Raw genomic sequence first — 25213 nt, forward strand, 5'->3', positions numbered from 1 at the left:
ACCCACGGCCACACGGCGCCAGACCTCAGCCGGCCAGCACCTGCTCGCTCTGGTCGGCGCGCTGCCCGGGCTGGTCGGCACGCTGCTCGCTGACGACGGCCTGCTGCGGCTCGCCGTCCCGGTGCGACGGGTCGCGCACCTCACCGACCAGCATCTCCAGGACGTCCTCCAGGGCGACCAGGCCGAGCACCCGGCCCGAGCCGTCCGCGACCTGCGCGAGGTGCGTGGCGGCGCGGCGCATCACCGTCAGGGCGTCGTCCAGCGGCAGTTCGGCCCGCAGCGTCGCCATCGGCCGCCAGACGTGCTGCGGCACGGCGCGCTCCCGCTCCTCCAGGTCCAGGACGTCCTTCACGTGCAGATAGCCCATGAAGGCGCCGTTGCCCTCGGCGCACACCGGGAAGCGCGAGTAGCCGGTGCGTACCGTCAGCTCCTCGATCTCCCGTGGCGTGACCGCGGGGGTGACCGTGATCAGTCCCGCCCGGGTGAGCAGCACATCGGTGACGGGCCTGCTGCCCAGCTCCAGGGCGTCCTCCAGGCGTTCCTGCGCCTCAGGTTCGAGCAGTCCCGCCTGGCCCGAGTCCTCGACGAGCCGGTTGAGCTGCTCGCTGGTGAAGACGGCCTCCACCTCGTCCCTCGGCTCGACCCGGAAGGCCCGCAGCACCAGCCGGGCGCAGGCGCCCAGCGCGGCGGTGACGGGACGGCAGAGCCGGGCGAAGCCGACCAGGCCGGGGCTGAGCCACAGCGCGGTCTTCTCGGGGGCCGCCATGGCGAGGTTCTTGGGGACCATCTCACCGATGACCAGATGCAGCGAGACCACCAGGGCCAGCGCGATGACATAGCCCAGCGGGTGCACCACACCGTCCGGCAGCCGGGCCGCGTGGAACAGCGGCTCCAGCATCCGCGCCACCGTCGGCTCGGCGACGGCGCCGAGCGTCAGGGAGCAGATCGTGATGCCGAACTGGGCCGCCGCCATCATCTGCGGCAGATGTTCCAGCCCGTGCAGCACCTGCCGGGCACGCGCCGAGCCACGGGCCGCGTGCGGCTCGATCTGGCTGCGGCGCACCGAGACGAGAGCGAACTCGGCCCCCACGAAGAACCCGTTGGCGAGGACCAGCAGCACGGCGAAGAGGAGTTGCAGGGCGCTCATCGCACACTCCCCGCCGTGGCGCGTACGTCGTCGTTCTCGGTACGGGCGTCGGCCGCCACGTCACCGATACGGACCAGCCGGACGCGCTCGGCGCGGTACCGGTCGACCTGGCGTACCGACAGCCGCCAGCCGGGCAGCTCGGCGCGGTCCCCGGGGGCGGGGATCCGGCCCAGCAGGTCGGCGACGAGGCCCGCCAGGGTCTCGTACGGCCCGTCGGGGACGTCGAGGCCGATCCGCCGCAGGACGGGCACCCGGGCGCTGCCGGAGGCCTCCCAGGCGGGGCTGCCGTCCTCGGACGGCGCGGGCGCCAGCTCGGGCCGCCCGTCGCCCTCGGCGTCGTGCTCGTCGCGCACCTCGCCGACCAGCTCCTCGATGATGTCCTCCAGCGTGACGACGCCGGCCGTACCGCCGTACTCGTCGACCACGACGGCTATCGGCTGCTCGCTGCGCAGCCGCGCGAGCAGCTGCTGCACGGGCAGTGTCTCGGGCACCAGCAGCGCGGGCACCGCGATCCGGCCCGCCGGGGTCCGCAGCCGTTCGGTCTCGGGTACGGCGAGCGCGTCCTTGAGATGCACCATGCCCACGATCTCGTCGATGCGTTCGCGGTAGACGGGGAAGCGGGAGAGCCCGGTGGCCCGGGTGAGGTTGAGGACGTCCGCCGCCGTCGCGTCGGACTGCAGGGCGCTCACCTTCACCCGGGGGGTCATCACGTGCTGGGCGGTGAGCCCGCCGAGCGAGAGGGTGCGTACGAACAGGTCGGCGGTGTCCTGTTCGAGGGTGCCCGCCTGGGCCGAGTGGCGGGCCAGGGAGACCAGTTCGCCGGGCGTACGGGCCGAGTCCAGCTCGTCCGTCGGCTCGACGCCCAGCATCCGGACGAGCCGGTTGGCCACCGTGTTGAGCAGGGAGATCAGCGGCCGGAACGTGGCGGTGAAGACATGCTGCGGTCCGGCCACGAACCGGGCGACCTGGAGCGGTCGCGAGACCGCCCAGTTCTTGGGTACGAGCTCGCCGATCACCATCTGCACGGCGGAGGCGAGCAGCATGCCGATCACCACCGCGATCCCGGACGCCGCCCCTTCGGGCAGCCCGGTCGCCGTGAGCGGTCCGTCGAGCAGGCTCGCGAGCGCGGGCTCGGCCAGCATGCCGACGACGAGCGAGGTGATGGTGATGCCCAGCTGGGTGCCGGAGAGCTGGAAGGAGAGTTCCCGCAGCGCCTTGACGACGGTCAGGGCGCGCCGGTCACCGGCGGCGGCGGCACGCTCGGCGTCCGGCCGGTCCACGGTGACGAGGCCGAATTCCGCCGCCACGAAGAAGCCGTTGGCGAGGATCAGCAGGAGTGCCGCGGCGAGCAGCAGAAGGGGGATGGTCATGCCGCCGCCTCTTCGAAGGGGGCGGCGCAGGTACTACCGGACGATCCGTCCATTGCTGGAGGGAGTCACTCCTCGGGTCGCAGGTGCCCCGCCGGCCGGTCGCGGCCGTGGGTGCGGGGCGGGGCGCACTTCGGCGCCCGTGCCAACAGAGTAATCAAGTCGGCGGCGTGGGCGTCAGGGGCTCAGCCGGTCTCTGTTCCCGTGCCGTGCGATTCGGTGAGCGCGCGCAGGGCGCGGGCGTCCCTGATGGCGTGCTGCCTGGCGATCCCGGGCTGGATCCCCAGCGCCGGCATGCTGCTGCCGTCGCTGAGGTCGAGGAAGACCCACGGGTCGCCCTGGCGCAGATTGACCCGCAGGATCTCGGCCCAGGCGAGGCGCCGGGTGCGGGTGAGATTCACGACAGTGACGCCGGTCTCGTCGGCGACGACCTTGGGCCGGCTGAGCACGGCGAGCACGGCGCAGAACAGCGCGGCCGTGACGATGAAGCTCAGCCGTTCCGCGGGGCGCACCTTGTCCAGGAGCAGCGAGACGGCCGTGATCACGGCGAACAGGACGACACCGACGCTCAGCAGCACGACCCGGGTGCGGGTCGGCCGGAACGTGACGGGCAGGGCGGGCGCCCCCGGCTGGTCGCTCATCACAGGCGGCAGGCGTGGATGGCGGTGGTCAGGATGGCGCGGGCGCCCAGCTCGTACAGATCGTCCATGATCCGCTGTGCCTCCTTGGCGGGGACCATCGCGCGGACGGCGACCCAGCCCTCGTTGTGCAGCGGGGAGACGGTCGGTGACTCAAGACCGGGGGTGAGGGCCACGGCGCGCTCCAGGTGCTCGGCGCGGCAGTCGTAGTCCATCATCACGTAGCTGCGGGCCACCAGGACGCCCTGGAGCCTGCGCAGGAACTGGCGCACCTTGGGCTGGTCTCCGTCGGCGCCGGTGCGGCGGATGACGACCGCCTCCGAGGTCATGATCGGCTCGCCGATCACTTCGAGTCCGGCGTTACGCATCGACGTACCGGTCTCGACCACGTCCGCGATGACCTGCGCGACGCCCAGCTCGATGGCGGTCTCGACGGCCCCGTCGAGGTGGATCACGGCGGCGTCCACCCCGTTGTCCGCGAGGTGCTTGGCGACGATGCCCTCGTACGAGGTCGCGACGGTCATCCCGCCGAAGTCGGCGAGGCCGGTCGCCGTGCCGGGCTTGGCGGCGTAGCGGAAGGTGGAGCGGGCGAAGCCGAGCGGCAGGATCGCCTCGGCGTCGGCGCCGGAGTCCAGCAGCAGGTCGCGGCCCGTGATGCCGATGTCGAGCCGGCCCGAGCTGACGTAGATCGCGATGTCGCGGGGGCGGAGGTAGAAGAACTCGACGTCGTTCTCCGGGTCGACGAGGACGAGTTCCTTGGATTCCTTGCGCTGCTGGTAGCCGGCTTCATGGAGCATCGCCGACGCAGGCCCGGAGAGTGAACCCTTGTTGGGAATGGCGATGCGCAGCATGAGATCGGCTTCCTTTGGTGCGAAGGGGTGGCGACGGGGCTGTGGCGGGGACGCGGGAGGGTGCGGTGGCGGCGGTGCTCAGAGATGGGCGTAGACGTCGTCGAGGGAGATCCCGCGCGCGACCATCATCACCTGGACGTGGTACAGCAGCTGCGAGATTTCCTCGGCGGCGGCGTCGTTGCCCTCGTACTCCGCTGCCATCCACACCTCGGCCGCCTCTTCGACGACCTTCTTCCCGATGGCGTGTACGCCTTTGCCCACCAGCTCCGCGGTGCGGGAGGTGGCGGGGTCGGCGGTCGCGGCCTTGTGCTGGAGCTCGGTGAAGAGCTCCTCGAACGTCTTCTTCGGCATGGTGACGCTTACTTTACGCGGCTTACGGAGGGGTCCTGGCGCCAGGTCCTGACGCCGGGACCTAACGCCAGGGTTCGGCGACGGTACGCAGCGTGGCGGCCGTGGCGACGGCGGCGGTGACCGCCTCGTGCCCCTTGTCCTCGCGGGACCCCTCGATACCGGCGCGGTCCAGCGCCTGCTCCTCGGTGTCGCAGGTGAGGACGCCGAAGCCGATGGGGACGCCGGTGTCGACCGAGACCTGGGTGAGGCCCTGGGTGACGCCCTGGCACACGTACTCGAAGTGCGGGGTGCCGCCCCGGATGACGACGCCGAGGGCGACGACGGCGTCGTACCCCCGGCCGGCCAGCACCTTGGCCACGACGGGGAGTTCGAAGCTGCCGGGGACGCGCAGCAGCGTCGGCTCGTCGATGCCCAGCTCGTGCAGGGCGCGCAGCGCGCCGTCCACGAGGCCGTCCATGACCTTCTCGTGCCACTGCGCAGCGATCACGGCGACTCGCAGATCGCCGCAGTTCTTCACACTCAGTTCGGGTGCGCCCTTGCCGCTCACGTCTCTCCTCGGTGCTCTTGTCTTCGGTGGTGGTTACTGGTTCTTCTGTGGTGGTAAGTGGTCGCGCGGTGCTTACTGGTTGCCGCAGGCGGCGGCGCCCGCGGGGTCGAGCCAGGGCAGGTCGTGGCCCATCCGGTCCCGCTTGGTGCGCAGATAGCGGAGGTTGTGCTCGCCTGCCTGTACGGGCATCGGCTCGCGCCCGGTGACCGTCAGGCCGTGGCTGACGAGCGCCGCCGTCTTCTCCGGGTTGTTGGTCATCAGCCGCAGGCTGTGCACGCCGAGGTCGTCGAGGATCTGCGCGCCCGCCGCGTAGTCGCGTGCGTCGGCGGGCAGGCCGAGTTCCAGATTGGCGTCGAGGGTGTCGCGGCCCTGCTCCTGGAGTTCGTAGGCGCGCAGCTTCGACAGCAGCCCGATGCCACGCCCTTCGTGGCCGCGCAGATAGACGACGACGCCGCGGCCCTCCTCGGTGACGCGCTCCATGGAGGCGTGCAACTGCGGGCCGCAGTCGCAGCGCTGGGAGCTGAAGATGTCACCCGTCAGGCATTCGGAGTGGACCCGTACGAGCAGGTCCTCGCCGTCGCCGATGTCGCCGTGCACCAGGGCGACATGCTCGACGCCGTCGACCGTGGAGCGGTAGCCGTACGCGGTGAACTCGCCGAAGGCGGTGGGCAGCCGGACCTGCGCCTCGCGCCGTACGGTCGGCTCCGAGGTGCGGCGGTAGGCGACCAGGTCCTCGATGGAGATGATCGTCAGGCCGTTCTTGCGCGCGAACGGGATCAGTTCGGGCAGGCGCAGCATCACGCCGTCCTCGCCTGCGATCTCCACGATCGCGCCCGCCGGGCGCAGTCCCGCGAGCCGGGCGAGGTCGACGGCCGCCTCGGTGTGTCCGTTGCGTACGAGCACACCGCCGGGCCGGGCGCGCAGCGGGAAGACATGGCCCGGCCTGACGAAGTCGCCGGCCTGGGCGGCGCCGCCGGCCAGCAGCCGCAGGGTGGTGGCCCGGTCGGCGGCCGAGATGCCGGTGGTGACGCCGTGGGCGGACCCGGCGTCGACGGAGACCGTGAAGGCGGTGCGCATGGACTCGGTGTTGTGGTCGACCATCTGCGGCAGTTCGAGCCGGTCGAGTTCGTCGCCCTCCATGGGGGCGCAGATCAGTCCGCGGCACTCGCTCATCATGAAGGCGACGATCTCGGGGGTGGCCTTCTCGGCCGCGATGACCAGGTCTCCCTCGTTCTCGCGGTCCTCGTCGTCGACGACCACCACGGGGCGGCCCGCTGCGATGTCCCTGATGGCCTGCTCGACCGGGTCGAGGGCCAGGTCCTCGACGTTGTCGGTGGAATACCAGGTGGGCAGTGCGGTCATGCTGCTGCTCCTTCCAGAGCCACGGTGGTGCTACGGCGCGAGCGCAGCCACCAGTCGCGCATCCCCCACAGGACGAGGGCGAGATAGATCACGTACACAAGACCGGAGAAGGCGAGTCCGCTGTTGAACGCGAGCGGTACGCCGACCACGTCGACCAGCAGCCAGGCGAACCAGAACTCCACGAGCCCGCGCGCCTGCGCGATCATCGCGGCGAGCGTGCCGACGAAGATGTACGCGTCGGGCCAGGGATTCCAGGACAGTTCGGGAACGGCGACGAACAGTCCGCCGACGGCGAGGGTGCCCACGGCCGTGCCGCCGGCGAGCAGACCGCGTTCGCGCCAGCTCGCGAAGCGGATGGCGATGGCCCCGTCCTGGGCCTGCCGACTGCCGCGCTGCCACAGCCGCCAGCCCCACAGCGCGACGCCTATGACGAGGAGTTGCTTGCCGATGCCGCCGCTGAGGTTGGCCTGGGCGTAGGCGGCGACGAGGATGACGCCGGAGACGAACTGCGCGGGCCAGGTCCAGATCGAGCGGCGCCAGCCGAGCGCGAGCGCGATCAGGCCGATGGTGTTGCCGATCATGTCGGACCAGAGGATGTGCTGGCCGAAAGCGGTGAAGGCCTCGCTGTTCAGCCACGAGACGGTGTTCACGGGGCGGACTCCTCGGCTCGGTCGCCGAGCAGCCGCTCGACGTACTTCGCGATGACGTCGACTTCGAGGTTGACCGGGTCGCCGGGCCCCTTGATGCCGAGGGTGGTCGCTTCGAGGGTGGTGGGGATGAGGCTGACGGTGAAGTAGTCGGGTCCCGCGTCGACCACCGTGAGGCTGACGCCGTCCACGGTGATGGAGCCCTTCTCCACGACGTAGCGGGTGAGTTCGGCGGGGAGCGAGATCTTGACGATCTCCCAGTTCTCGGAGGGCTTGCGCTCCACGACGGCGCCCCTGCCGTCGACATGGCCCTGGACGATGTGCCCGCCGAGCCGGCCGCCGAGGGCCATGGGCCGCTCCAGGTTGACCCGGGAGCCGGTCGTCAGGGCGCCGAGGCTGGAGCGGTTCAGGGTCTCGGCCATCACGTCGGCGGTGAACTCGCCGTCGGCGAGGTCCACGACGGTCAGGCAGACGCCGTTGACGGCGATCGAGTCGCCGTGTTTCGCGCCGTCGGTCACCAACGGGCCACGCAGCCGGAACCGACAGGAGTCGCCGAGGTTGTCGACGGCGGTGACCTCACCCAGCTCTTCGACGATTCCGGTGAACACTCAGATCTCCTTCGTGGCGTGGTCGGTTGTGGCGTGCGCGGCTGTGGGCCGCGCGGTTGTGGCGTGGGGTTCGGTGGCGTCGGCCGGGGTCGCGGTGATCCGCAGATCCGCGCCGACGCGTACGGACTCCGTCATCCGCAGTCGCAACGCGTCGCCGATCGTGGTGATTCCGGCCTCGCCGAGCGCGTGGGGTCCGGCGCCGAGCAGGACGGGGGCGAGATAGCCGACGACCTGGTCGACGGCGCCCGCGGCGACGAAGGAGCCGGCCAGGGTCGGGCCGCCTTCGAGGAGTACGGAGCGCACACCGCGCTCGTACAGGACCGCCAGCAGCGCCGGTACGGACAGGCCGCGGGCGGCGCGCGGCAGCCGGACGACGTCCTTGAGGTGGCCGGCCGCGCTGAGGTCGGCGTCCTCGGCGACGGCGATCAGGGTGGCCGCCGTGTCGTCCAGGATCCGGGCACCGGGGCGTACGGCGGTGGCCTCGGTGTCCACGACCACCCGCAGCGGCTGGACGGCGCCCTCGATGTCACGGGCGGCGAGGTGCGGGTCGTCGGTGCGGGCGGTGCCCGAGCCGACGATCACGGCGTCGGCCTCGGCGCGCAGCCGGTGCACGTCGGCGCGCGACTCGGGTCCGGTGATCCAGCGGCTGGTGGTGTCGGCCGCCGCGATCCGGCCGTCGAGCGTCGCCGCGTACTTCCAGCGGACGAAGGGCCTGCCGCGCCGTACGGACGTCAGCCAGGCGATGTTGCCGGCCTCGGCCTCCTCGGCGAGCAGCCCGCACCCGACGCTGACCCCGGCGGCGCGCAGGGTGTCGGCGCCGCCGGTGGCCTGCGGGTTCGGGTCGGCGACCGCGTGCTGGACGCGGGCGACGCCGGCCTCGACGAGGGCCTGGGCGCACGGCCCGGTGCGGCCGGTGTGGTTGCAGGGTTCGAGGGTGACGTACGCGGTGCCGCCCCTGGCCCGGTCGCCGGCGGCGCGCAGCGCGTGGATCTCGGCGTGCGGTCCGCCGGCCCGCTGGTGGTAGCCCTCGCCGACGAGGCGGCCCGAGGCGTCGAGGATCACGCATCCGACGACCGGATTGGGGCTGGTGGAGCCGAGGCCACGGGCGGCGAGCTCGACGGCTCGGTGCATGGCGGCGATGTCGGCCTGGTCGGCCACCGGGTCCTCCTGCCTCTTCGGGCACGGACTCCGGGGCCTGTCGATGACGACAGAGAAAACGAGACAACCACGGCAACGCCAGGTCCGGTGACTGGGACCGTCCGAGGACGGTCCGCCTGCGGCGGCGTACCGATGCCGACTCGCCGCGCACTGCCTCCCATCCGGACTTTCACCGTCGGTCCAGGAATCTCACCTGGTCAACCGGCCGCTGGCTGCGGACGGGTCGCGGACTGTAACCGCCGGTTCGGAATTACACCGACCCCGGAGTGCGCTGCTTCTGGTACGCACCCAGTGTGCCACGTCTGATCGTCGGCCATACGGGTGGTGGTCTGTGCACTGGATCACAGGCGGTCACCCGGCAGGCGCGAACAGTGCGTCCTGCGCCGCGTCGCGCGCCGTGAGCAGCGCCCCGCGCAGCACGGCGGCCCCGCCGAGCGACCCGGCTCTGACCTCGGTGCGCAGCGGGGACATGAGCGCGAGCCTGGCCTCGACGCGGGCGGCCAGATCCTCGCCGCCCGCGTGGCCGGTCTCGCCCGCGAGCACGACACGGCCCGGGTCGAGTACGGCGCTGACCGCCGCGGCGCCGACGACCAGCCGGTCGGCGAGCGCGTCGAGGAAGGGGTCGCCCGCCGCTCCCGCCGCGCGTGCGGCCCGTACGAAGGCGGCGGCCGGCGGCTCCTGCCGCGCCCCGGGCAGCGCGGACAGGCCGTATTTCACGGCGAGTTCACAGACGGCGACCGAGCCGCCCAGGCTGTGGAAGCCGCCTTCGCAGGAGATCGCCGACGGCAGTTGAGAGGTGCCGGGCACCGGCAGGAAGGCGACCTCGCCCGCGCCGCCCGAGATGCCGCGCCGGAGTTTCCCGTCGAGCATGACGGCGGCGCCCACGCCGTGGCCGAGCCAGAGCAGGACGAAGGTGTCCAGGCCGCGCGCGGCGCCCAGCCGCTGTTCGGCGAGGGCGGCGAGATTGGTCTCGTTCTCCACGAGGACGGTGGCGGGCAGCCGCTTGTGCAGGGCGGCGACGAGGCTGCGGTGCCAGGCCGGCAGCCCGGTGGTGTCGCGCAGTTCGCCGGTCGCGGGGTCGACGAGGCCGGGCGCGCCGATGCCCACGCTGTGCAGCGGCGCCGCCCCCGCTTCGGCGGCGGTGCGCTCCAGTACGGCGACGGCCTGTTCGACGGCGCTCTCGCCGCCCGTACCGCTGTCGATCGGCAGGACCGCCTCGGCGAGCGTGCTGCCGAGCAGGTCGGCGACGACGACGGAGACGCTGCCGGTGCGGACGTCGAGGGCCGCGAGATGGGCCCGGTCGGCGACGATCCCGTACACGCGCGCGTTCGGGCCACGCCGCCGGTCACCGGTCTCGCCCACGACCTGGATCAGCCCCGACTCGATGAGCCGTTCCACGAGATCGGCGACGCTGGGCCGGGAGAGGCCGGTCAGCACCTTGAGCTGACCTGCCGTCAGCGGCCCTTCCTGCTGGAACAGTCGCAGGGCGAGCCGGTCGTTGATGGCTCGGGCGGTACTCGGGGATGCGGCCATGGCGGCGATCCTTCCACGTCCCTGGCGCATTAACGCGCTATTTATCAGGCAGGCTTCCTGATAGTTTACGCATCGCAACGGGGACCAGGCGTGCGCCACACGCTTCTCAGGGGGAGGACGGAACGAAATGACGAAGGAAGCGGTCGACAACAGGCAGCGGCTGCGGAGGGCGCGGTTCGCCGTGGCCGCGGTGTTCTGCGTCCATGGCGCCGTCACCGGCAGCTTCGCCACCCGTATCCCCTGGATCCAGGACCACACCGGGGTCAGCGCGGGCCAGCTCGGGCTCGCGCTCGCCTTCCCCGCCATCGGTTCGGTGACGGCGATGCCGCTGGTCGGCACGATCGGTCACCGGCTCGGCGCCCGCGCCGCGCTGCGCATCCTGCTCGCCCTGTGGACCCTGGCGCTGATCCTGCCCGCGCTCTCCCCGAACCTCGTCACGCTCTGTCTGGCGCTGTACGTGTACGGCGCGACGTCCGGGATGTCGGACGTGGTGATGAACGGCATCGGGGTGGAGACCGAGAACCGGCTCGGTAAGTCGATCATGTCCGGGCTGCACGGGATGTGGAGCGCGGGCGCGCTGATCGGCTCGGCCTCGGGTGCGCTCGCCGCGCATCTCGGCAGCGACGCACGGCTGCACCACCTGCTGGCCGCGCTCGTGCTCACCGCGCTCGGACTGATCTTCTGCCAGGGCGTGCTCGACGTCCGCAGCGCACCGGAGGCCGACGCGCCGCCCAGCTTCGCGCTGCCGCCGAAGAGCGCGCTGATCATCGGCACGATCGGGTTCTGCGCGGTGTTCGCCGAGGGCGCGAGCCTCGACTGGTCTGCGGTCTATCTCCGCGACGTGCTGCACACCTCCCCCGGTCTGGCGGCGGCCTCGACCACCGCCTTCACGCTCACCATGGCCATCACCCGGATCGCCGGGGACCGGGTGGTCGACCGGTTCGGCGCGGTGAAGACCGTACGGGTGGGCGGGGTGTTCGCCGCCGCGGGCGGTCTGCTGGTGGTGACGGCGCCGAATCCGGCGCTCGCCATGACCGGCTTCGCCTTCATCGGGCTCGGCGTCGCCGTGGTCGTACCACTGGCCTTCGCGGCGGCGGGCCGCAGCGGGCCGAACGCCAACCAGGCCATCGCCGGGGTCGCCACCATCACGTACACCTCGGGGCTCGTCGCCCCTTCGGCGATCGGCGGCATCGCCAACGCGACGTCCCTGACCACGTCGTTCGGCCTGGTGACGCTGCTGACCTTCGGACTCGTCGCGGGCGCGGGCGTGTTGCGCGCGGGACGCACGGCGAAGATCGCCGACGCCGCCCTGCCCGGCGCGCTGGAGAGCCCGCAGAAGTAACCCGGCCCTCGCGCATCGCGCTCAGCCGGTGGCCAGCTCGTAGGCGTAGTCGGCGGTGAACGATCCGGCCGCGCCCTTGCAACCGTCCGACTCACCCGGCGACTTGACCCACAGATAGGCGTCGATCCGGGCCTCGCCGGTCCGGGTCGTCGGCGCCTGCCCCAGCGCCCGGCCGGCCGGGTCGCACCACTGGTCCCCCGGCGGCGCGCCGTTGCCGTTGCGGCTGGTGTCGATCACGGCGCCGAGCCGTGCGGGGCCGCCGAGCGCGGCGAGCACCGCGCGTGCGTACCGCGCCTCGTCGGTCGTGCGGTGGAAGTTGGACACGTTGGTGAAGATGCCGTCGCTGCTCCCGGCGGCGTCGGCGGCCCGCAGCAGACCGGCCTGTTTCGTGGCGGAGTTCCAGCCGGAGTGGCCGCCGTCGAAGTACACCTTCGCCGCAGGGTCGGCGGCGTGCAGCGTACGGCCGGCCCGTGCCAATGAGGCGTAACGGGCGGCGCGCTGCGCCGCGTCGAGGCATTCGTTCTCGGCGATCGCGTCGGGTTCGAGTATCACGATGACCTCGCGGGAGCCGAGGCCGCGCGCGAAGTTCCGTATCCACCCGTCGTAGGCGGCGAGATCGGGCGCACCGCCGTCCGAGGCGCCCCCGCAGTCGCGTTGCGGAATCACGTACGGCACGAGCACCGCGGTCCGGCCGGCCGCCGCGGCGCGCGACGTGACGGACCGCACCTCGCCGGTGATCGAGCCGGGGTCGTACGCGTCGAACCAGACCGCCTCGGGCCGCGCGGCGATCCGGGACTCGATCACCGGTCGGCGCGGGTCGTCGCGGTGCGCGCCGACCCACTCGCGGACCTGGGTGTCGGGATGGCGGTAGAGCGCGGTCGCCGGGCGCGCCTTGGGGGCGGGGCGCTTGACCGGTTTCTTCGACGGCGAGGCCGTGGGCGACGGCGAGGGGGACGGCTCCGTGGCGACCGGTGAGGGCGAAAGGGGCGGGAGCGAAGGCGCGGGAGCGACACGGGAAGCGGAACTCGCCGTGTCCGCACGCCCCGGCCCCGGCCCGCCCGTGGCGACCAGCGTCCCGACGAGCGCGCCCGCGGCCACGACGGCGGAGGCGGCGACCAGCGCGGCCCGGCGCCTGCCGGCCCTGCGCTGTTCGAGCCGTTCTGCGCGGCGTCCCCCGCGCGGACCGGACACCATGCACTTCTCCCTCGTCGGGTGACTTTCCGGCATGAGGTGACTTTCCGGGAGCTTACGTCGCGTGCGTGACATCCGAGGTGCGGAAAGCGGAGTCCGTCGGGGCCGCGGCGCCGGGTGTCCTGTTACAGCCGGTCGGTTGAGCGCTCAACAACCCATTGGCCTACGGTGGTTCTCCTCTTCACCCGCACGAAGGAGTGCCCCTATGCCGCTCAAACTCGGTCTCGGACTGCCGCAGATGCATCAGTACGACCTGGCCCATGATGTGACCACCGTCGCGCGGGCCGCCGAGGACACCGGCTACGAAAGCCTGTGGGTCTTCGAGCGCATTCTCTTCCCGACGCCCGCCACCCAAGGCCTGTACGGCGTACCCGGCTTGGCCTGGCCCGACCACTACCGCGGCGTGGCCGACCCGATGGTGACGCTCGCCCTGGCCGCCGCCGTCACCGAGCGGGTCCGGCTGGGCACCAGCGTGCTGGTGGCTCCACTGCACGTCCCGTTCCAACTGGCCCGTACGTTCGCCACGCTGGACGCGGCGAGCGGTGGCCGCGCCGTCGCCGGTATCGGCACCGGCTGGTCGCTGGACGAGTACGCGGCGGCCTCCGTTGCGCCGTTCGAGAAGCGCGGTGCGGCCCTGGACGAGCTGCTCGACGTCTTCGCCGCCGTCTGGGGCCCCGACCCGGTCGCGTACCAGGGCGAGTTCACCACCATCGCGCCCGCCGAGGTGGGCCCCAAGCCCGCCCGGCCGATTCCGGTCTTCCTCGCCGCCGGCGGCGGCCCCGCCGTGCGCCGGCTCGTCGACCGCGCCGACGGCTGGATGCCCGTGGGCTTGGGCGCCGACAAGCTGGCGGAGGAGCTGCGCACGGTGCGGGACGTCGCGGCCGAGCGCGGCCGTGAACGGCCGCTGGAGGTCTGCGTCCGGGCCAACTCCGTGTACAGCGCGAAGCCGTTCGAGGGTGCGGGCCGGCAGCCGTTCCAGGGGAGCGCGGGCCAGATCGTCGAGGACGTCGTGGCACACGCGCAGGTCGACGGAGTCACCGAGCTGCTGATCGACCTGTCCACCACGATGCGCGACGCGCAGGAGCTGGTGGACGTGGCCGCCGAGGTGTACGCGGGCGTCCGCGCGGCCGGCGTCTGAGCCTGCGGCCGGTCAGGGCCCTGCTCCGGCCGGGCCCTGACCGGTCGCCCGGTGCCTGGCCCTCAGTCCTCGGGGAGTTCGACGGGTGCCAGGTCGTCGTACAGATCGCCGGGCCCCGGGTTCGTCGGGTCCGTGGCACCGCCGAAGTGGTGCATCACGCCCCACACCGCGTTGAGCGCGGTCTGCACGGCGCCCTCGGCCCAGCCCGCCGTCCACGAGATGTCGTCGCCCGCCAGGAAGATCCCCCGCTTGTCCGCGGGCAGCCGGTCCTGCATGAAGTGGGTGAACAGCCGCCGCTGGTAGCGGTAGTGGCCCGGCAGGTTGGCCTTGAACGCGCCCATGAAGTACGGCTCGTTCTCCCAGGACACGGTCACGGGGCTGCCGATGATGTGCCGCCGGATGTCCACGCCCGAGTAGATCTCCCGCAGCGAGCTGAGCATGACCTCCATCCGCTCCTGCGCCGACAGGGGCAGCCACTTGAGGCTGTCGTCGCACCATGTGTACGACAGGCAGATCACCGCGGGCTTGTCGGGCCCGTCGTCCAGCAGATACGTGCCCCTGGTCATCCGGTCGGTGAGCGTCATCGACATCACGTCACGCCCGGTGGGACGCCCGGCGCCGTCGACGGCCGGGTCGAGCCAGAACGGCCGGTCGACCGGCACGAACAGCTTGGACGACTCCATGTAGTGGGTGCGCTCCATCGCCGTCCAGTGGTCGATGGGGAACAGCGCGTCGTCGCAGGCGATCTTCGACAGCAGCAGCCAGGACTGGGCGGTGAAGACGGCCGCGCGAAAGGTGCGGATCCGGCCCGAGGCGTCGGTGACCGTGACGCGGTTGCCGGCCGTACGGTGCAGCCGGGTCACGGCGGGCAGCGGCTCACCTCCGTGCAGCGAGGCCAGCGACGTGCCCGCGGGCCAGTGGGTGATCTTGCCAGGCGCCCGTTCCCACAGCCGGACCGGGAGCTGCTGGCTGCCGCCGACGATGGAGCGGTGGTGGTCGTCGGCCTCGGTGTAGACGACCCGCAGGATCTCCAGGATGGAGTTGGGGAAGTCGGTGTCCCAGCCGCCGGTGCCGAAGCCGACCTGGCCGAAGATCTCCCGCTTGCGGAACGAGGCGAACGCCGGTGACTCGCAGAGGAATCCGTAGAAGGTCTGGTTGTCGAGCTTCTCCACGAGCCGCGCCCAGATCTCCCTGATCCGTGGGATGTCCCGCTCGCGCAGGGCGCTGTTCATGTCGGAGAAGTCGGCGCCCTCCTCCAGACAGGTGTTCCAGGCGGTCATCACCTCCCGGTAGACCTCGGGCAGTTCGTCGATGGTGCGGGCGTAGTGCGACTCGCCCTTGAGGTCCACGACCGTCGAAGGGGTGCCGGGGGCAAGCGGGTTGGGGAAGGGACGGGTCTCAAGTCCCACCAGGTCGATGTAGTGCTGGAGCGCCGTGGAGGACGGCGGGAAGCGCATCGCGCCCAGTTCCGCGGTCAGTTCGGGGTCACAGCCGTCGAAGCCGATGGTCCGCAGCCGGCCGCCGATGCGGTCGGCCTCGTAGACGACCGGCTTGAGCCCCATCTTCATCAGCTCGTACGCGGTGACGATCCCGGAGAGACCGCCGCCGATGACGGCGACCTCGGCGCCGTGCTCGGTCGCCGGTATCTGGCCGAGCCCCGCCGGATGCGTCAGGAAGTCGTCGTACGCGTAAGGGAAGTCGGGGCCCGACATGGTGACCCGTGGCAGGGCGCCGGACTCCGGTTCGGGGGTGTGCGGAACGGCAGGGGGCGGCACCGTGGTCATGGCGGCGGGAACTCCTTGCGAACGAGCGGGGATTACGGTGCGGGGCGCCGGTCAGACGAGCGAGCCGTACAGCCCGGGGCGGCGGTCCCGCAGATAGGGATTGGCGGCGCGCGACGCGGCGAGCGGTACGGGATCGACATCGCCGACGACCAGTTCCGTGTCGCGCCCTGCGCGTACGACGGCGGCGCCGTCAGGTCCCGCGAGGCAGCTCAGCCCGACGAAGTCGAACTCGCCTTCCCAGCCGGTCCTGTTCACGTACGCGATGTAGAGCTGGTTCTCGAAGGCCCTGACCGGTACGAGGGATTCGGCGACGAACTCGAAGGGCCGCATCTGCGCCGTGGGGACCAGCAGCAGATCGGTGCCGGCCAGGGCGTGGGCCCGCACGTTCTCCGGGAACTCGACGTCGTAGCAGATCATGACGCCGAGCCGGATCCCGTCCAGCTCGGCCAGGACGACCGGCTGCTCCCCCGGGGTGAACCAGGCGCGTTCGAAGTCGCCGAAGAGATGCGTCTTGCGGTAGTGCGCGCCGCGCGCACCGTCCGGGCCGACGAGCTGGGCGGCGTTGAAGATCCGCTCACCGTCGCGCTCCGGGTAGCCGTACAGCACGGCGAGACCGTGCCGGGCCGCGATCCTGGCCACGGCCTGCGCCCCGGGACCGTCGGCGGGCTCGGCGAGCCTGGCCACATCGGCGCCGATCGCGTACCCGGTCAGGAACATCTCCGGGCACACCAGCAGCCGCGCACCGGCGTCCGCCGCACGTCCGGCCGCCTCGTCCAGCACCATCAGATTGCCCTCGACGGAACCGGGGTGGCCGGAGCTCTGGAGCAGGGCGGTACGCAGCGACGGCATGACGGACCTCGGGGTGGTGCGTAAGGGGTGGGGGTGACGGTTAGACGCTACGGTCCGGGCGACGGGCGCGGCAAGACGCGTCTGTTGCGTCGTGGTGTGCGTTTTGTTGCGCCTCTCGGCCACTGGGCGGCGATTCGTTGCGCGACCGGTGGAGCGAGCCCGTCAGGAGGGCACGACGGCCCGTCTGAGCAGCGGCGACAGCACGAGGACCGACTTGGTGCGCTCCACGAACGGCTCGCCCGCGATACGTTCCAGCACCTGCTCGAAATGGCGCATGTCGGCGGCGAGTACCTGCACGAGCGCGTCCGCGTCGCCGGTGACGGTGGAGGCCGCCACGATCTCCGGGTAGCGCTCCAGGCCCTGCCGGATCGCTTCGGGGGAGGTGTTGCGGCCGCAGTAGATCTCGATGAATCCCTCGGTCTGCCAGCCCATGGCCGCCGGATCGACCCGGACGGTGAAGCCGGTGATCGCCCCTTCGGCGCGCAGCCGGTCGACGCGGCGCTTCACGGCGGGCGCCGAGAGGCCGACGAGGGAGCCGATGTCGCTGAAGGAGCGGCGGGCGTCCTCGGCGAGGGCGTGGACGATGCGTTCGTCGAGATCGTTGAGGCGCACGGCTGAAGTAGAACACGGCCCGACGGCAGGAGCCGCCGGGCCGGTCAGCCGGAAAGGTCTGTTCTACGGCGAGGTCTGTTCTACGGCGAGGTCTGCTCGACGCGGGTCTACTCGACGGCGAGCAGTCCGGCCCGCAGCTGTCCGGTGATCCGGGTCAGCAGCCGGGACACATGCATCTGGGAGACGCCCAGCTCGGCGCCGATCTCCGCCTGCGTCATCTCGTCGCCGAAGCGCATCCGCAGGATCTGCCGCTCCCGGGCGTCCAGGCACTCGATGAGCGGCTTGAGCGCCTGCACGTTCTCCGCGGTCTCCAGGTCGGCGTCGAGCGCGCCCAGCCGGTCGGAGAGCGGGGCGGCGAACTCGGAGGTGTCGTCGGTCGGCATGTCGATCGAGCCCGCCGTGTAGCCGTTGCTCGCGACGACACCCTCTATGACCTCGTCCACCTCGATGCCGAGGTGCTCGGCCAGCTCGGCGCTGGTCGGCGTGCGGTCCAGCCGCTGGGACAGCTCGTCACTGGCCTTGGCCAGATCGATCCGCAGCTCCTGGAGCCGGCGCGGCACGTGCACCGCCCAGCTGGTGTCGCGGAAGAACCGCTTGATCTCGCCGATGATGTACGGGACGGCGAAGGTCGCGAACTCCACCTCACGGGTGAGCTCGAACCGGTCGATCGCCTTGATCAGGCCGATCGTGCCGACCTGGACGATGTCCTCCATCTGGTCCGACCGGTTGCGGAACCGCGTCGCCGCGTACCGGACGAGCGCCAGGTTCAGCTCGATCAGGGTGTTACGGACGTACTGGTGGTCCGCCGTGCCCTCTTCCAGCTCGGCGAGCCGGGTGAAGAAGAGCCGGGAGATCTCCCGGGCGTCCTTGGGTGCCACTTCGCTCGGGCACGGAACATGAGGAAGCTCCAACTGGGCCGCGCTCGCCGTGGACACTGCCGTGGACACTGTGGTCCTCCCCTGATCGTGGACTGTGCAGAGCCCGTTTACCCCGGTCTTCCGCACTCATGCCTGCCAATTCGAGATTGTTGGCACCACTGATGAGACTACGCCCAGCTGTCGTGCAAAGGCTTGCCCTCGGCGTACCCGGCCGCGCTCTGCACGCCCACGACGGCCTTCTCGGCGAACTCCTCCAGCGAGTTCGCACCGGCGTAGGTGCAGGACGAACGCACCCCGGCGATGATCGAGTCGATCAGGTCCTCGACGCCGGGCCGCGCGGGGTCGAGGAACATCCGGGACGTCGAGATGCCCTCCTCGAACAGTGCCTTGCGCGCGCGGTCGTAGGCCGACTCCTCGCTGGTGCGGTTACGGACGGCGCGGGCGGATGCCATGCCGAAGGACTCCTTGTAGTACCGCCCGTCGGCTGACTGCTGGAGGTCGCCCGGCGACTCGTACGTACCGGCGAACCAGGAGCCGATCATCACGTTCGACGCGCCGGCGGCGAGCGCCATGGCGACGTCGCGCGGATGGCGCACCCCGCCATCGGCCCACACGTGCTTGCCGTACTTCTTCGCCTCGGCCGCGCACTCCCTCACGGCGGAGAACTGCGGCCGGCCGACGCCGGTCATCATGCGGGTGGTGCACATCGCGCCGGGGCCCACCCCGACCTTGACGATGTCGGCGCCCGCCTCGATCAGGTCCCGTACGCCGTCGGCGGCGACGATGTTGCCCGCCACCAGCGGCACCTTCGGGTCGAGCGCGCGGACCGACTTGATCGCGGAGAGCATCGACTCCTGGTGGCCGTGGGCGGTGTCGACCACGAGCGTGTCGACCCCGGCGTCCAGCAGCTGGGCGGCCTTGCCCGCCACGTCGCCGTTGATCCCGACGGCCGCCGCGATCCGCAGCGCGCCTTCGGCGTCCGTCGCCGGGGTGTAGAGCGTCGCCCGCAGGGCGCCCTTGCGGGTGAGGATGCCGACCAGCCGTCCGTCGGCGTCCACGGCGGGCGCGAGCTTGCGGTTGGCGGAGTCGAGGGTGTTGAACGCCTCGCGGGGGTCCATGTCGGCGGCGATCAGGACCAGGTCCTTCGACATGACCTCGGACAGCTGGGTGAAGCGGTCGACGCCGGTCAGGTCGTGGTCGGTGACGATGCCGACGGGCCGTCCGACGCCGTCCACCACGACGCCCGCGCCGTGCGCCCGCTTCGGCAGCAGGGACAGCGCGTCGCCGACGGTCTGCGCGGGCGCGAGGGTGATCGCCGTGTCCAGGACGAGATGGCGCTTCTTCACCCAGGAGATGACGTCCGTGACGACCTCGATCGGGATGTCCTGGGGGATGACGACGAGCCCGCCCCGCCGGGCGACGGTCTCCGCCATGCGGCGGCCGGCGATGGCGGTCATGTTGGCGACGACGAGCGGAATCGTCGTGCCGGTCCCGTCGGGGGACGAGAGGTCCACCCCCTGCCGGGAGCCGACGGCCGAGCGGCTCGGCACCATGAAGACGTCGTCGTAGGTCAGGTCGTAGGGAACCGGTGACGACTCGACGGAACGTCCGGTGCCGGGCTCAAGGAAGCGCATAAGTCTCACATTTTCACGCGAAACGGAGCAGGTCACTTCCGCGAGGACACAACAAAACGGCCCCACATTCGTGTGTTCCTCCAACGAGGTGGGGCCTTGCTGTGTCAGGCGGTGGAACCTTGCCTTACTCAGGGAGTCTACGGCACGGCGCCCCGCCAGGACCTGGCCCGGTCAGTCGCCGTCCGGGTCGGAGCGCTCCAGGGCCGGCCGGGGCGCCGGGGTGAACTCCGTCAGCAGGAAGTCGGCCGCCGCCGTGTCCGTGACCAGGCTGGTGACCAGACCTGAGCGCAGGACGGCGCCGATCGCCTCGGCCTTGCGCAGCCCGCCGGCGATGGCCACGACCTCCGGGATACGGCGCAGCCGGTCGGCCTCGACCGTGATGCACCGCTCGCCGAGATCCCGGCCGACCCGGCGGCCCTCGGCGTCGAAGAGATGCGCCGACATCTCGGCCGCGACACCGAGCGACGCGTAGTGGGTGCGGTCCTCGTCGGTGAGCATGTCGTGGACGGTGGAGATGCCCGCCTCCCAGGACCCGATGGAGACGGCGGCCACCGTCACCTTGTCGAAGTACTCGAAGGCGCGGGCGATACCGGGCTGGCTGCGCAGCGCGGCCGCGGTCGCCGGGTCGGGCAGCAGCATCGGGGCGTAGATGGGGTGGGCCTCGCCGCCGGACACCTGGGCGGCGCGCCGTACGGCCTCGACCGAGCCGCGCTCAGCGGTGCCCGCGTCGTACACGCCGGTCAGCTGGACGACGGTGCAGGGCGGCAGCCGGTCGAGGGCCGCGGCCATGTGGATGGTGGAGCGGCCCCAGGCGAGCCCGAGCACATCGCCCTCGGTGACCAGCTCTCCGAGCAGATCGGCGGCGACCTCGCCCAGGTTCTCCGGGTCGGGCGACTCGTCGGCGCCCTCGGCGGGCGACTCGACGACCACGGCGTGCCGCAGCCCGTAGCGGGCGCGCAGGGCGTCGGAGCGCTCGGCGTCCAGCTCGGAGGGGACGCGGATCTCGATCCGTACGAGATCCCGCTCCAGCGCCGTCTCCAGCACCCGGGCCACCTTGAAGCGGCTGACGCCGAACTCCTCGGCGATCTGGATCTTGGACTTGCCCTCCAGATAGAACCGGCGGGCCATGGCCGCAGCCTGTACCAACTCCGCGGGTCCCATCCGCAGGGCTGGCCGTCCTGCCGACATACCAGACACCGCGATCTCCTCACTTCTGCGCACTCCGGACTCCCTGTTCATCCTGTCAGATGCAGCGGTCCTTGATCAGCCCTGCTGGGCTCCGTTCATGTCCCCGTGGCCCGGTGGCCGACTCAGTGACGGCAGGCCCACGGCGCGCCCGCCGTCGTCTCATCCGCCTGGTGCCGCAGCATCCGCACCGCGGCCGCCGGATCGTCCGTCCCGTACACGGCGGACCCGGCGACGAACACATCGGCGCCGGCCTCGGCGCACTGCTCGATGGTGTCGGCCGAGACCCCGCCGTCGACCTGGAGCCACAGCTCAAGTCCGTGCTTGGCGATCAGCTGCCGGGTACGCCGGATCTTGGGCAGCATGATGTCGAGGAACGCCTGACCGCCGAAGCCCGGCTCCACGGTCATGATCAGCAGCATGTCCAGCTCGGGCAGCAGATCCTCGTACGGCTCGATCGGCGTCGCGGGCTTCAGCCCCATCGACGCCCTCGCCCCCTTGGCCCTGATCTCCCTGGCCAGCCGCACGGGCGCGGCGGCGGCCTCCACATGGAAGGTCACCGAACCGGCCCCGGCCTCCACGTACTGCGGGGCCCACCGGTCCGGGTCCTCGATCATCAGATGGCAGTCGAGCGGCGTGTCCGTGGCCCGCCCGAGCGCCTCGACCACCGGCACCCCCAGCGTCAGATTGGGCACGAAGTGGTTGTCCATGACATCGACATGGAGCCAGTCGGCACCCTCGACGGCCTTCGCCTCGTCGGCGAGCCGGGAGAAGTCGGCGGACAGGATGCTGGGGTTGATCTGAGCCATGGCCCAAGCCTGCCATGCTCCACGGGGGTCACAGGACACGGTCCGCCCATCGATACGGACGAATCGCCCCGCGGGGCCCGCGTCAGCCCCTGCGTCACGCCGTGCGGCGCAGCAGGGCCAGGTACATGGCGTCCGTGCCGTGCAGATGCGGCCACAGCTGGACGTCGGGGCCCTTGCCCAGGGCCGGGACGCCCGGGAGGAGGTCGCGGGCGTCGATGAGTTCGGCTTCGACCGACGAGCCGCCGAGCGCCTTCAGCACGTCGTCCACGACGACGCGGGTCTCGGCGAGGTGCGGGGAGCAGGTCGCGTAGCCGACGACGCCGCCGACCCGTACCGCGTTCAGCGCCTCGCGGAGCAGGCCGCGCTGGAGCGGGGCGAAGCCCTCCAGGTCCGAGGCGCGGCGCCGCCAGCGCGCCTCCGGCCTGCGGCGCAGCGCGCCGAGACCGGAGCACGGCACATCGACCAGCACCCGGTCGAAGGAGCCAGCCACCCACGGCGGGCGGGTGCCGTCCGCCGTGATCACCTGGTACGGGCCCGGGTTGCCGGCCAGCGCGCGCTCGACGAGCCGCGCCCGGTGCGGCTGCTTCTCCGCCGCCAGCAGGGTCGCGCCGCGCTCCGCCGCCAGCGCCGCCATCAGCGCCGCCTTGCCGCCGGGCCCCGCGCAGCCGTCCAGCCAGCGGGCGTCGGACCCCTCGATCGGCGCGTTGGCGACGGCCGTCGCGACCAACTGGCTGCCCTCGTCCTGGACGCCCGCCCTGCCGTCCCGTACGACGTCGAGAGCGCCCGGCTCGCCGCCCTCGGCCATCCGTACCGCATACGGCGACCAGCGTCCCGGCAACCCCGAGTCCTCCCCCAGGACCTCCATCAGCTCGTCCGTCGTGGAGCGGCCGGGCCGGGCCACGAGGGTCACCTCGGGCCGTTCGTTGTCGGCTTCGAGCAGATCCTCGATACCGGCGCGGCCACCGCCCAGCGCGTCCCACAGCGCGGAGACCACCCAGCGCGGGTGCGAGTGGACAACGGCCAGATGCTGCTCGGCGTCCTCGTCGTACGGCGGGGCGACCTGATCGAGCCAGGTGTCCAGATCGTGCTGCGAGATCTTCCGCAGCACGGCGTTGACGAACTTGGCCCGCCCGTCCCCGAGCACCACCCTGGCCAGCTCGACACTCGCCGAGACCGCCGCGTGCGTCGGGATCCGGGTCCCCAGCAGCTGGTGCGCACCCAGCGCGAGCACGTCGAGCACCGGCGGATCGACCCGGTGCAGCGGCCGGTCGACGCAGGCCGCGATGATCGCGTCGTACGTCCCCTGCCTGCGCAGCGTCCCGTAGACCAGCTCGGTGGCCAGCGCCGCGTCACGCGCCTCGAACGCGGGATTCTCCCGCGCCTTCTTGAGCAGCGGCGGCAGGACGAGATTGGCGTAGGCGCCGCGCTCGTCCACCGCCCGCAGCGCTTCGAAGGCGAGGATCCGGACCGGGTCCTTCTTGGGACGACGGTGCGGCTTGGGGGGACGGCGACCGGCCTGCTCGTTCAAAGGTGCTCCGCGTGTGATGAAGAGAAGAACCCGTCCAGCCTACGTCCGTCCCGCCGGGCCGTTCGCAGCGCCGTCAGCCGAGCCGTTCGCCGGGCGTGATCCGCACGCCACGCGCCCAGTCCGCCGCCCGCATCGGCTTCTTGCCCTGCGGCTGAACCCACAGCAGCTCCACCGCGTGCGAACCGGTCCCCACGTACACGTTGTTCTTGCCGACGGCGAGCGCCCCCGGCGCCGGGCCGGTGTGCTCGGGCCGCGGCGTCACCTGGATCAGCTTCAGCCGCTCCCCCCGGAACACGGTCCAGGCCCCCGGCGCGGGCGTACAGCCCCTGACCACCCGGTCCACCCGCAGGGCCGGCTCGGCCCAGTTCACCTGCGCGTCCTCGACCGTGATCTTCGGCGCGAGCGAGACACCGTCGGCCGGCTGCGGTACGGGAATCAGGCTGCCGTCCTCGATGCCGTCCATGGTCGCGGCGAGCAGCCCTGCCCCCGCGAACGCGAGCCGCGTCAACAGGTCGCCGCTCGTGTCAGTCGCCCGCACATGCTCGGTGATCACGCCGAAGACCGGGCCCGAGTCCATGCCCTCCTCGATCAGGAACGTCGAAGCGCCCGTCATCTCGTCACCCGCCATCAGCGAGTGCTGCACGGGCGCGGCGCCCCGCCAGGCCGGCAGCAGCGAGAAGTGCAGATTCACCCAGCCACGCGTGGGTACGTCGAGGGCGACCCGGGGCAGCAGCGCGCCGTACGCGACGACCGGGCAGCAGTCGGGCCCGATCTCCCGCAGCCGCGCGAGGAAGTCCTCGTCCCGGGGCTTCGCGGGCCGCAGGATCTCGATCCCCGCCTCCTCGGCCCGCTGGGCGACCGGGCTGGCCACCAGCCTGCGCCCGCGCCCCGACGGCGCGTCGGGTCGCGTCACGACGGCGGCGACCTCGTGCCGGTCGGAGGCGATGAGTGCGTCCAGGGCGGGTACGGCGACCTCGGGGGTGCCGGCGAAGACGAGCTTCATCGGTGGCTGACTGCCTCTCGGGCGGGGCGGATCGGATCATGCGGCGCACCAGTCTATGGGCGCGCACCACAGGGGGCGTACGTCCCTCTGCGCGCCCCGCGCACCTATGGATACGCCCCCGTAGCGTGACCCCAGGGCCAGGTAAAGCGTTGTCAAGGGAGATTGACCCCCACACGGGCCGCACCGGTGCGGCCCGGATCCTTTTCAACGCCGGTTCGAGAGGCTTGTTCATGGCCGACCACGCAACCCACGACGCACAAGCCCGTGCGAGTCTGCACCTGCTGGTGCGGGACATCGAGCGGGTCCGCCGTCAGGTGGACGCGCTGCGCACCCTCACCGCCCAGCTGGGCAACGTCTACCGCCCGCGGCGCTCGGGCCCGTCCGCCGGGTTCGTCGTCTACGGCAGAGCCCCGGCGCCGACGGTACGACTCGCGCAGGAGCTGCGGGACAGCGTCGAGACGCTGGTGACGGCGGCGGTGGACTTCGACCGCTCGCTGGGCTTCTCGTGGGACGCGGTGGGCTCGGCGCTGGGCGTCACGAAGCAGGCGGTGCACCGCCGCTACGGGGCGCGCCGCGCGCCGGTGCCGCCGCCGCAGCCGGGCGCGGACGCGGCGCCCGACGCGACGCCCACGCCTACGCCGTCGGTCCCGGCGGCCCGCCAGCCGACGACCCAGTCGCTACGCGAAGACCCCCGCCCGAACGCGTTCCCGGGCCCCCGAGGCGGCTGAGCCGCCGTCCGGCGCGGTGTCGCCGTCCGGCGCGGTGTCGCCGTCCGGCGCGGTTCGGGGTTGCGGGTCTTGGTTGCGGTTGTTGCCGGGTGCCGTTCCGGGGAGGCGTCCTGCGCTGCATGATTTACGGCGCGTACTCGCCAGACGCGGAGCCACCGCCGAGATGCGCCACAAATCACGCTCTACGCTCCGGACACCACCCCTGCACGACCCCCTTCACCCCCCGGCCGATCGGCTCGGCTGCGCCGCGACCCGCGAGGGAACGCGGCCGGGCGTCCACGCCAGGGACGTACCCCCGGCCCGCAGGGCACCGCTCACCCGCG

Annotated in this window: 24 protein-coding genes and 1 riboswitch; of the genes, 3 read left to right on the plus strand and 21 right to left on the minus strand. The window is 71.9% G+C overall.

The features are described 5' to 3' along the window. Positions 1-25 precede the first annotated feature (25 nt). The 11 genes from OHS57_RS06915 to OHS57_RS06965 all read right to left on the minus strand — a co-directional run bounded on the left by OHS57_RS06915 (position 26) and on the right by OHS57_RS06965 (position 10209). Positions 26-1147, minus strand: a complete 1122-nt coding sequence (locus OHS57_RS06915) for a hemolysin family protein (RefSeq protein WP_041991733.1) — start codon at positions 1145-1147, stop codon at positions 26-28. Continuing rightward, entirely contained in the window at positions 1144-2517 is a 1374-nt protein-coding gene (locus OHS57_RS06920; RefSeq protein WP_041991731.1) for a hemolysin family protein, read from the minus strand. The genes OHS57_RS06915 and OHS57_RS06920 overlap by 4 nt, the downstream gene beginning before the upstream one ends. Positions 2518-2699: 182 nt before the next feature. Beyond that, entirely contained in the window at positions 2700-3155 is a 456-nt protein-coding gene (locus OHS57_RS06925) for a PH domain-containing protein (protein WP_041991729.1), read from the minus strand. Next, the gene (gene hisG / locus OHS57_RS06930) at positions 3155-4003 is read right to left on the minus strand and encodes an ATP phosphoribosyltransferase (RefSeq protein ID WP_041991727.1); all 849 of its coding nucleotides are present in this window, start codon (positions 4001-4003) and stop codon (positions 3155-3157) included. Before hisG ends, OHS57_RS06925 begins: the two co-directional genes overlap by 1 nt. Before the next feature lie 78 nt (positions 4004-4081). Then, positions 4082-4354, minus strand: coding sequence for a phosphoribosyl-ATP diphosphatase (locus tag OHS57_RS06935; protein WP_041991725.1), 273 nt, complete (start codon positions 4352-4354; stop codon positions 4082-4084). A 61-nt stretch (positions 4355-4415) separates the two neighbouring features. Continuing rightward, positions 4416-4901 carry a 6,7-dimethyl-8-ribityllumazine synthase gene (gene ribH / locus OHS57_RS06940; RefSeq protein ID WP_041991721.1) on the minus strand — a complete coding sequence of 162 codons (486 nt, stop codon included), beginning with the start codon at positions 4899-4901 and terminating at the stop codon, positions 4416-4418. Positions 4902-4973: 72 nt separating this feature from the next. Further along, the gene (locus OHS57_RS06945) at positions 4974-6263 is read right to left on the minus strand and encodes a bifunctional 3,4-dihydroxy-2-butanone-4-phosphate synthase/GTP cyclohydrolase II (RefSeq protein ID WP_041991719.1); all 1290 of its coding nucleotides are present in this window, start codon (positions 6261-6263) and stop codon (positions 4974-4976) included. Next, positions 6260-6913, minus strand: a complete 654-nt coding sequence (locus OHS57_RS06950) for a nicotinamide mononucleotide transporter family protein (RefSeq protein ID WP_041991717.1) — start codon at positions 6911-6913, stop codon at positions 6260-6262. Before OHS57_RS06950 ends, OHS57_RS06945 begins: the two co-directional genes overlap by 4 nt. After that, positions 6910-7518, minus strand: a complete 609-nt coding sequence (locus tag OHS57_RS06955; RefSeq protein ID WP_328581381.1) for a riboflavin synthase — start codon at positions 7516-7518, stop codon at positions 6910-6912. Before OHS57_RS06955 ends, OHS57_RS06950 begins: the two co-directional genes overlap by 4 nt. After that, complete coding sequence (gene ribD / locus OHS57_RS06960; RefSeq protein ID WP_328581382.1) at positions 7519-8676, minus strand: bifunctional diaminohydroxyphosphoribosylaminopyrimidine deaminase/5-amino-6-(5-phosphoribosylamino)uracil reductase RibD; 1158 nt, start codon at positions 8674-8676, stop codon at positions 7519-7521. It abuts the gene before it with no gap. A 143-nt stretch (positions 8677-8819) separates the two neighbouring features. Continuing rightward, a riboswitch (FMN riboswitch) is annotated at positions 8820-8950 on the minus strand. A gap of 77 nt (positions 8951-9027) precedes the next feature. After that, positions 9028-10209, minus strand: coding sequence for an ROK family transcriptional regulator (locus OHS57_RS06965; RefSeq protein ID WP_041991713.1), 1182 nt, complete (start codon positions 10207-10209; stop codon positions 9028-9030). Between the two features lie 127 nt (positions 10210-10336). Here OHS57_RS06965 and OHS57_RS06970 point away from each other — a divergent pair, with 127 nt between their 5' ends. Beyond that, positions 10337-11551 carry an MFS transporter gene (locus OHS57_RS06970; RefSeq protein ID WP_041991712.1) on the plus strand — a complete coding sequence of 405 codons (1215 nt, stop codon included), beginning with the start codon at positions 10337-10339 and terminating at the stop codon, positions 11549-11551. Positions 11552-11572: 21 nt separating this feature from the next. Here the strand turns inward: OHS57_RS06970 and OHS57_RS06975 are convergent, their stop codons facing one another. Beyond that, positions 11573-12742: a glycoside hydrolase family 6 protein gene (locus OHS57_RS06975; protein WP_443043060.1), complete on the minus strand. Its 1170-nt coding sequence runs from the start codon at positions 12740-12742 to the stop codon at positions 11573-11575. Between the two features lie 205 nt (positions 12743-12947). Here OHS57_RS06975 and OHS57_RS06980 point away from each other — a divergent pair, with 205 nt between their 5' ends. Continuing rightward, positions 12948-13880 (plus strand): LLM class F420-dependent oxidoreductase, encoded by a 933-nt coding sequence (locus OHS57_RS06980; protein ID WP_328581384.1) that lies wholly within the window; start codon positions 12948-12950, stop codon positions 13878-13880. Positions 13881-13942: 62 nt separating this feature from the next. Here the strand turns inward: OHS57_RS06980 and OHS57_RS06985 are convergent, their stop codons facing one another. The 9 genes from OHS57_RS06985 to fmt all read right to left on the minus strand — a co-directional run bounded on the left by OHS57_RS06985 (position 13943) and on the right by fmt (position 24162). Continuing rightward, positions 13943-15664, minus strand: a complete 1722-nt coding sequence (locus tag OHS57_RS06985) for a flavin monoamine oxidase family protein (RefSeq protein WP_328581385.1) — start codon at positions 15662-15664, stop codon at positions 13943-13945. Positions 15665-15715: 51 nt separating this feature from the next. Continuing rightward, complete coding sequence (locus OHS57_RS06990; protein ID WP_041991703.1) at positions 15716-16513, minus strand: carbon-nitrogen hydrolase family protein; 798 nt, start codon at positions 16511-16513, stop codon at positions 15716-15718. A 162-nt stretch (positions 16514-16675) separates the two neighbouring features. Continuing rightward, entirely contained in the window at positions 16676-17125 is a 450-nt protein-coding gene (locus OHS57_RS06995; RefSeq protein WP_041991701.1) for an Lrp/AsnC family transcriptional regulator, read from the minus strand. Between the two features lie 107 nt (positions 17126-17232). Next, positions 17233-18072, minus strand: coding sequence for an RNA polymerase sigma factor SigF (locus tag OHS57_RS07000; protein WP_041991699.1), 840 nt, complete (start codon positions 18070-18072; stop codon positions 17233-17235). A 98-nt stretch (positions 18073-18170) separates the two neighbouring features. Beyond that, entirely contained in the window at positions 18171-19637 is a 1467-nt protein-coding gene (locus tag OHS57_RS07005; RefSeq protein ID WP_328581386.1) for a GuaB1 family IMP dehydrogenase-related protein, read from the minus strand. A gap of 171 nt (positions 19638-19808) precedes the next feature. After that, positions 19809-20825, minus strand: coding sequence for a sugar-binding transcriptional regulator (locus tag OHS57_RS07010; RefSeq protein WP_041991695.1), 1017 nt, complete (start codon positions 20823-20825; stop codon positions 19809-19811). Positions 20826-20947: 122 nt separating this feature from the next. Next, on the minus strand, positions 20948-21631 hold the full coding sequence (gene rpe, locus OHS57_RS07015; RefSeq protein ID WP_041991693.1) for a ribulose-phosphate 3-epimerase: 684 nt from the start codon (positions 21629-21631) through the stop codon (positions 20948-20950). Positions 21632-21725: 94 nt separating this feature from the next. After that, the gene (locus tag OHS57_RS07020) at positions 21726-23159 is read right to left on the minus strand and encodes an RsmB/NOP family class I SAM-dependent RNA methyltransferase (protein WP_328581387.1); all 1434 of its coding nucleotides are present in this window, start codon (positions 23157-23159) and stop codon (positions 21726-21728) included. A 73-nt stretch (positions 23160-23232) separates the two neighbouring features. Continuing rightward, positions 23233-24162 carry a methionyl-tRNA formyltransferase gene (fmt, locus tag OHS57_RS07025; protein ID WP_328581388.1) on the minus strand — a complete coding sequence of 310 codons (930 nt, stop codon included), beginning with the start codon at positions 24160-24162 and terminating at the stop codon, positions 23233-23235. A gap of 230 nt (positions 24163-24392) precedes the next feature. Between fmt and OHS57_RS07030 the strand changes: the two genes are divergently transcribed. Further along, positions 24393-24890, plus strand: a complete 498-nt coding sequence (locus OHS57_RS07030; protein WP_328581389.1) for a hypothetical protein — start codon at positions 24393-24395, stop codon at positions 24888-24890. The last annotated feature ends 323 nt before the right edge of the window (positions 24891-25213 follow it).

Origin of the sequence: Streptomyces sp. NBC_00370 (assembly GCF_036084755.1) — a bacterium.
GTDB lineage: Bacteria > Actinomycetota > Actinomycetes > Streptomycetales > Streptomycetaceae > Streptomyces.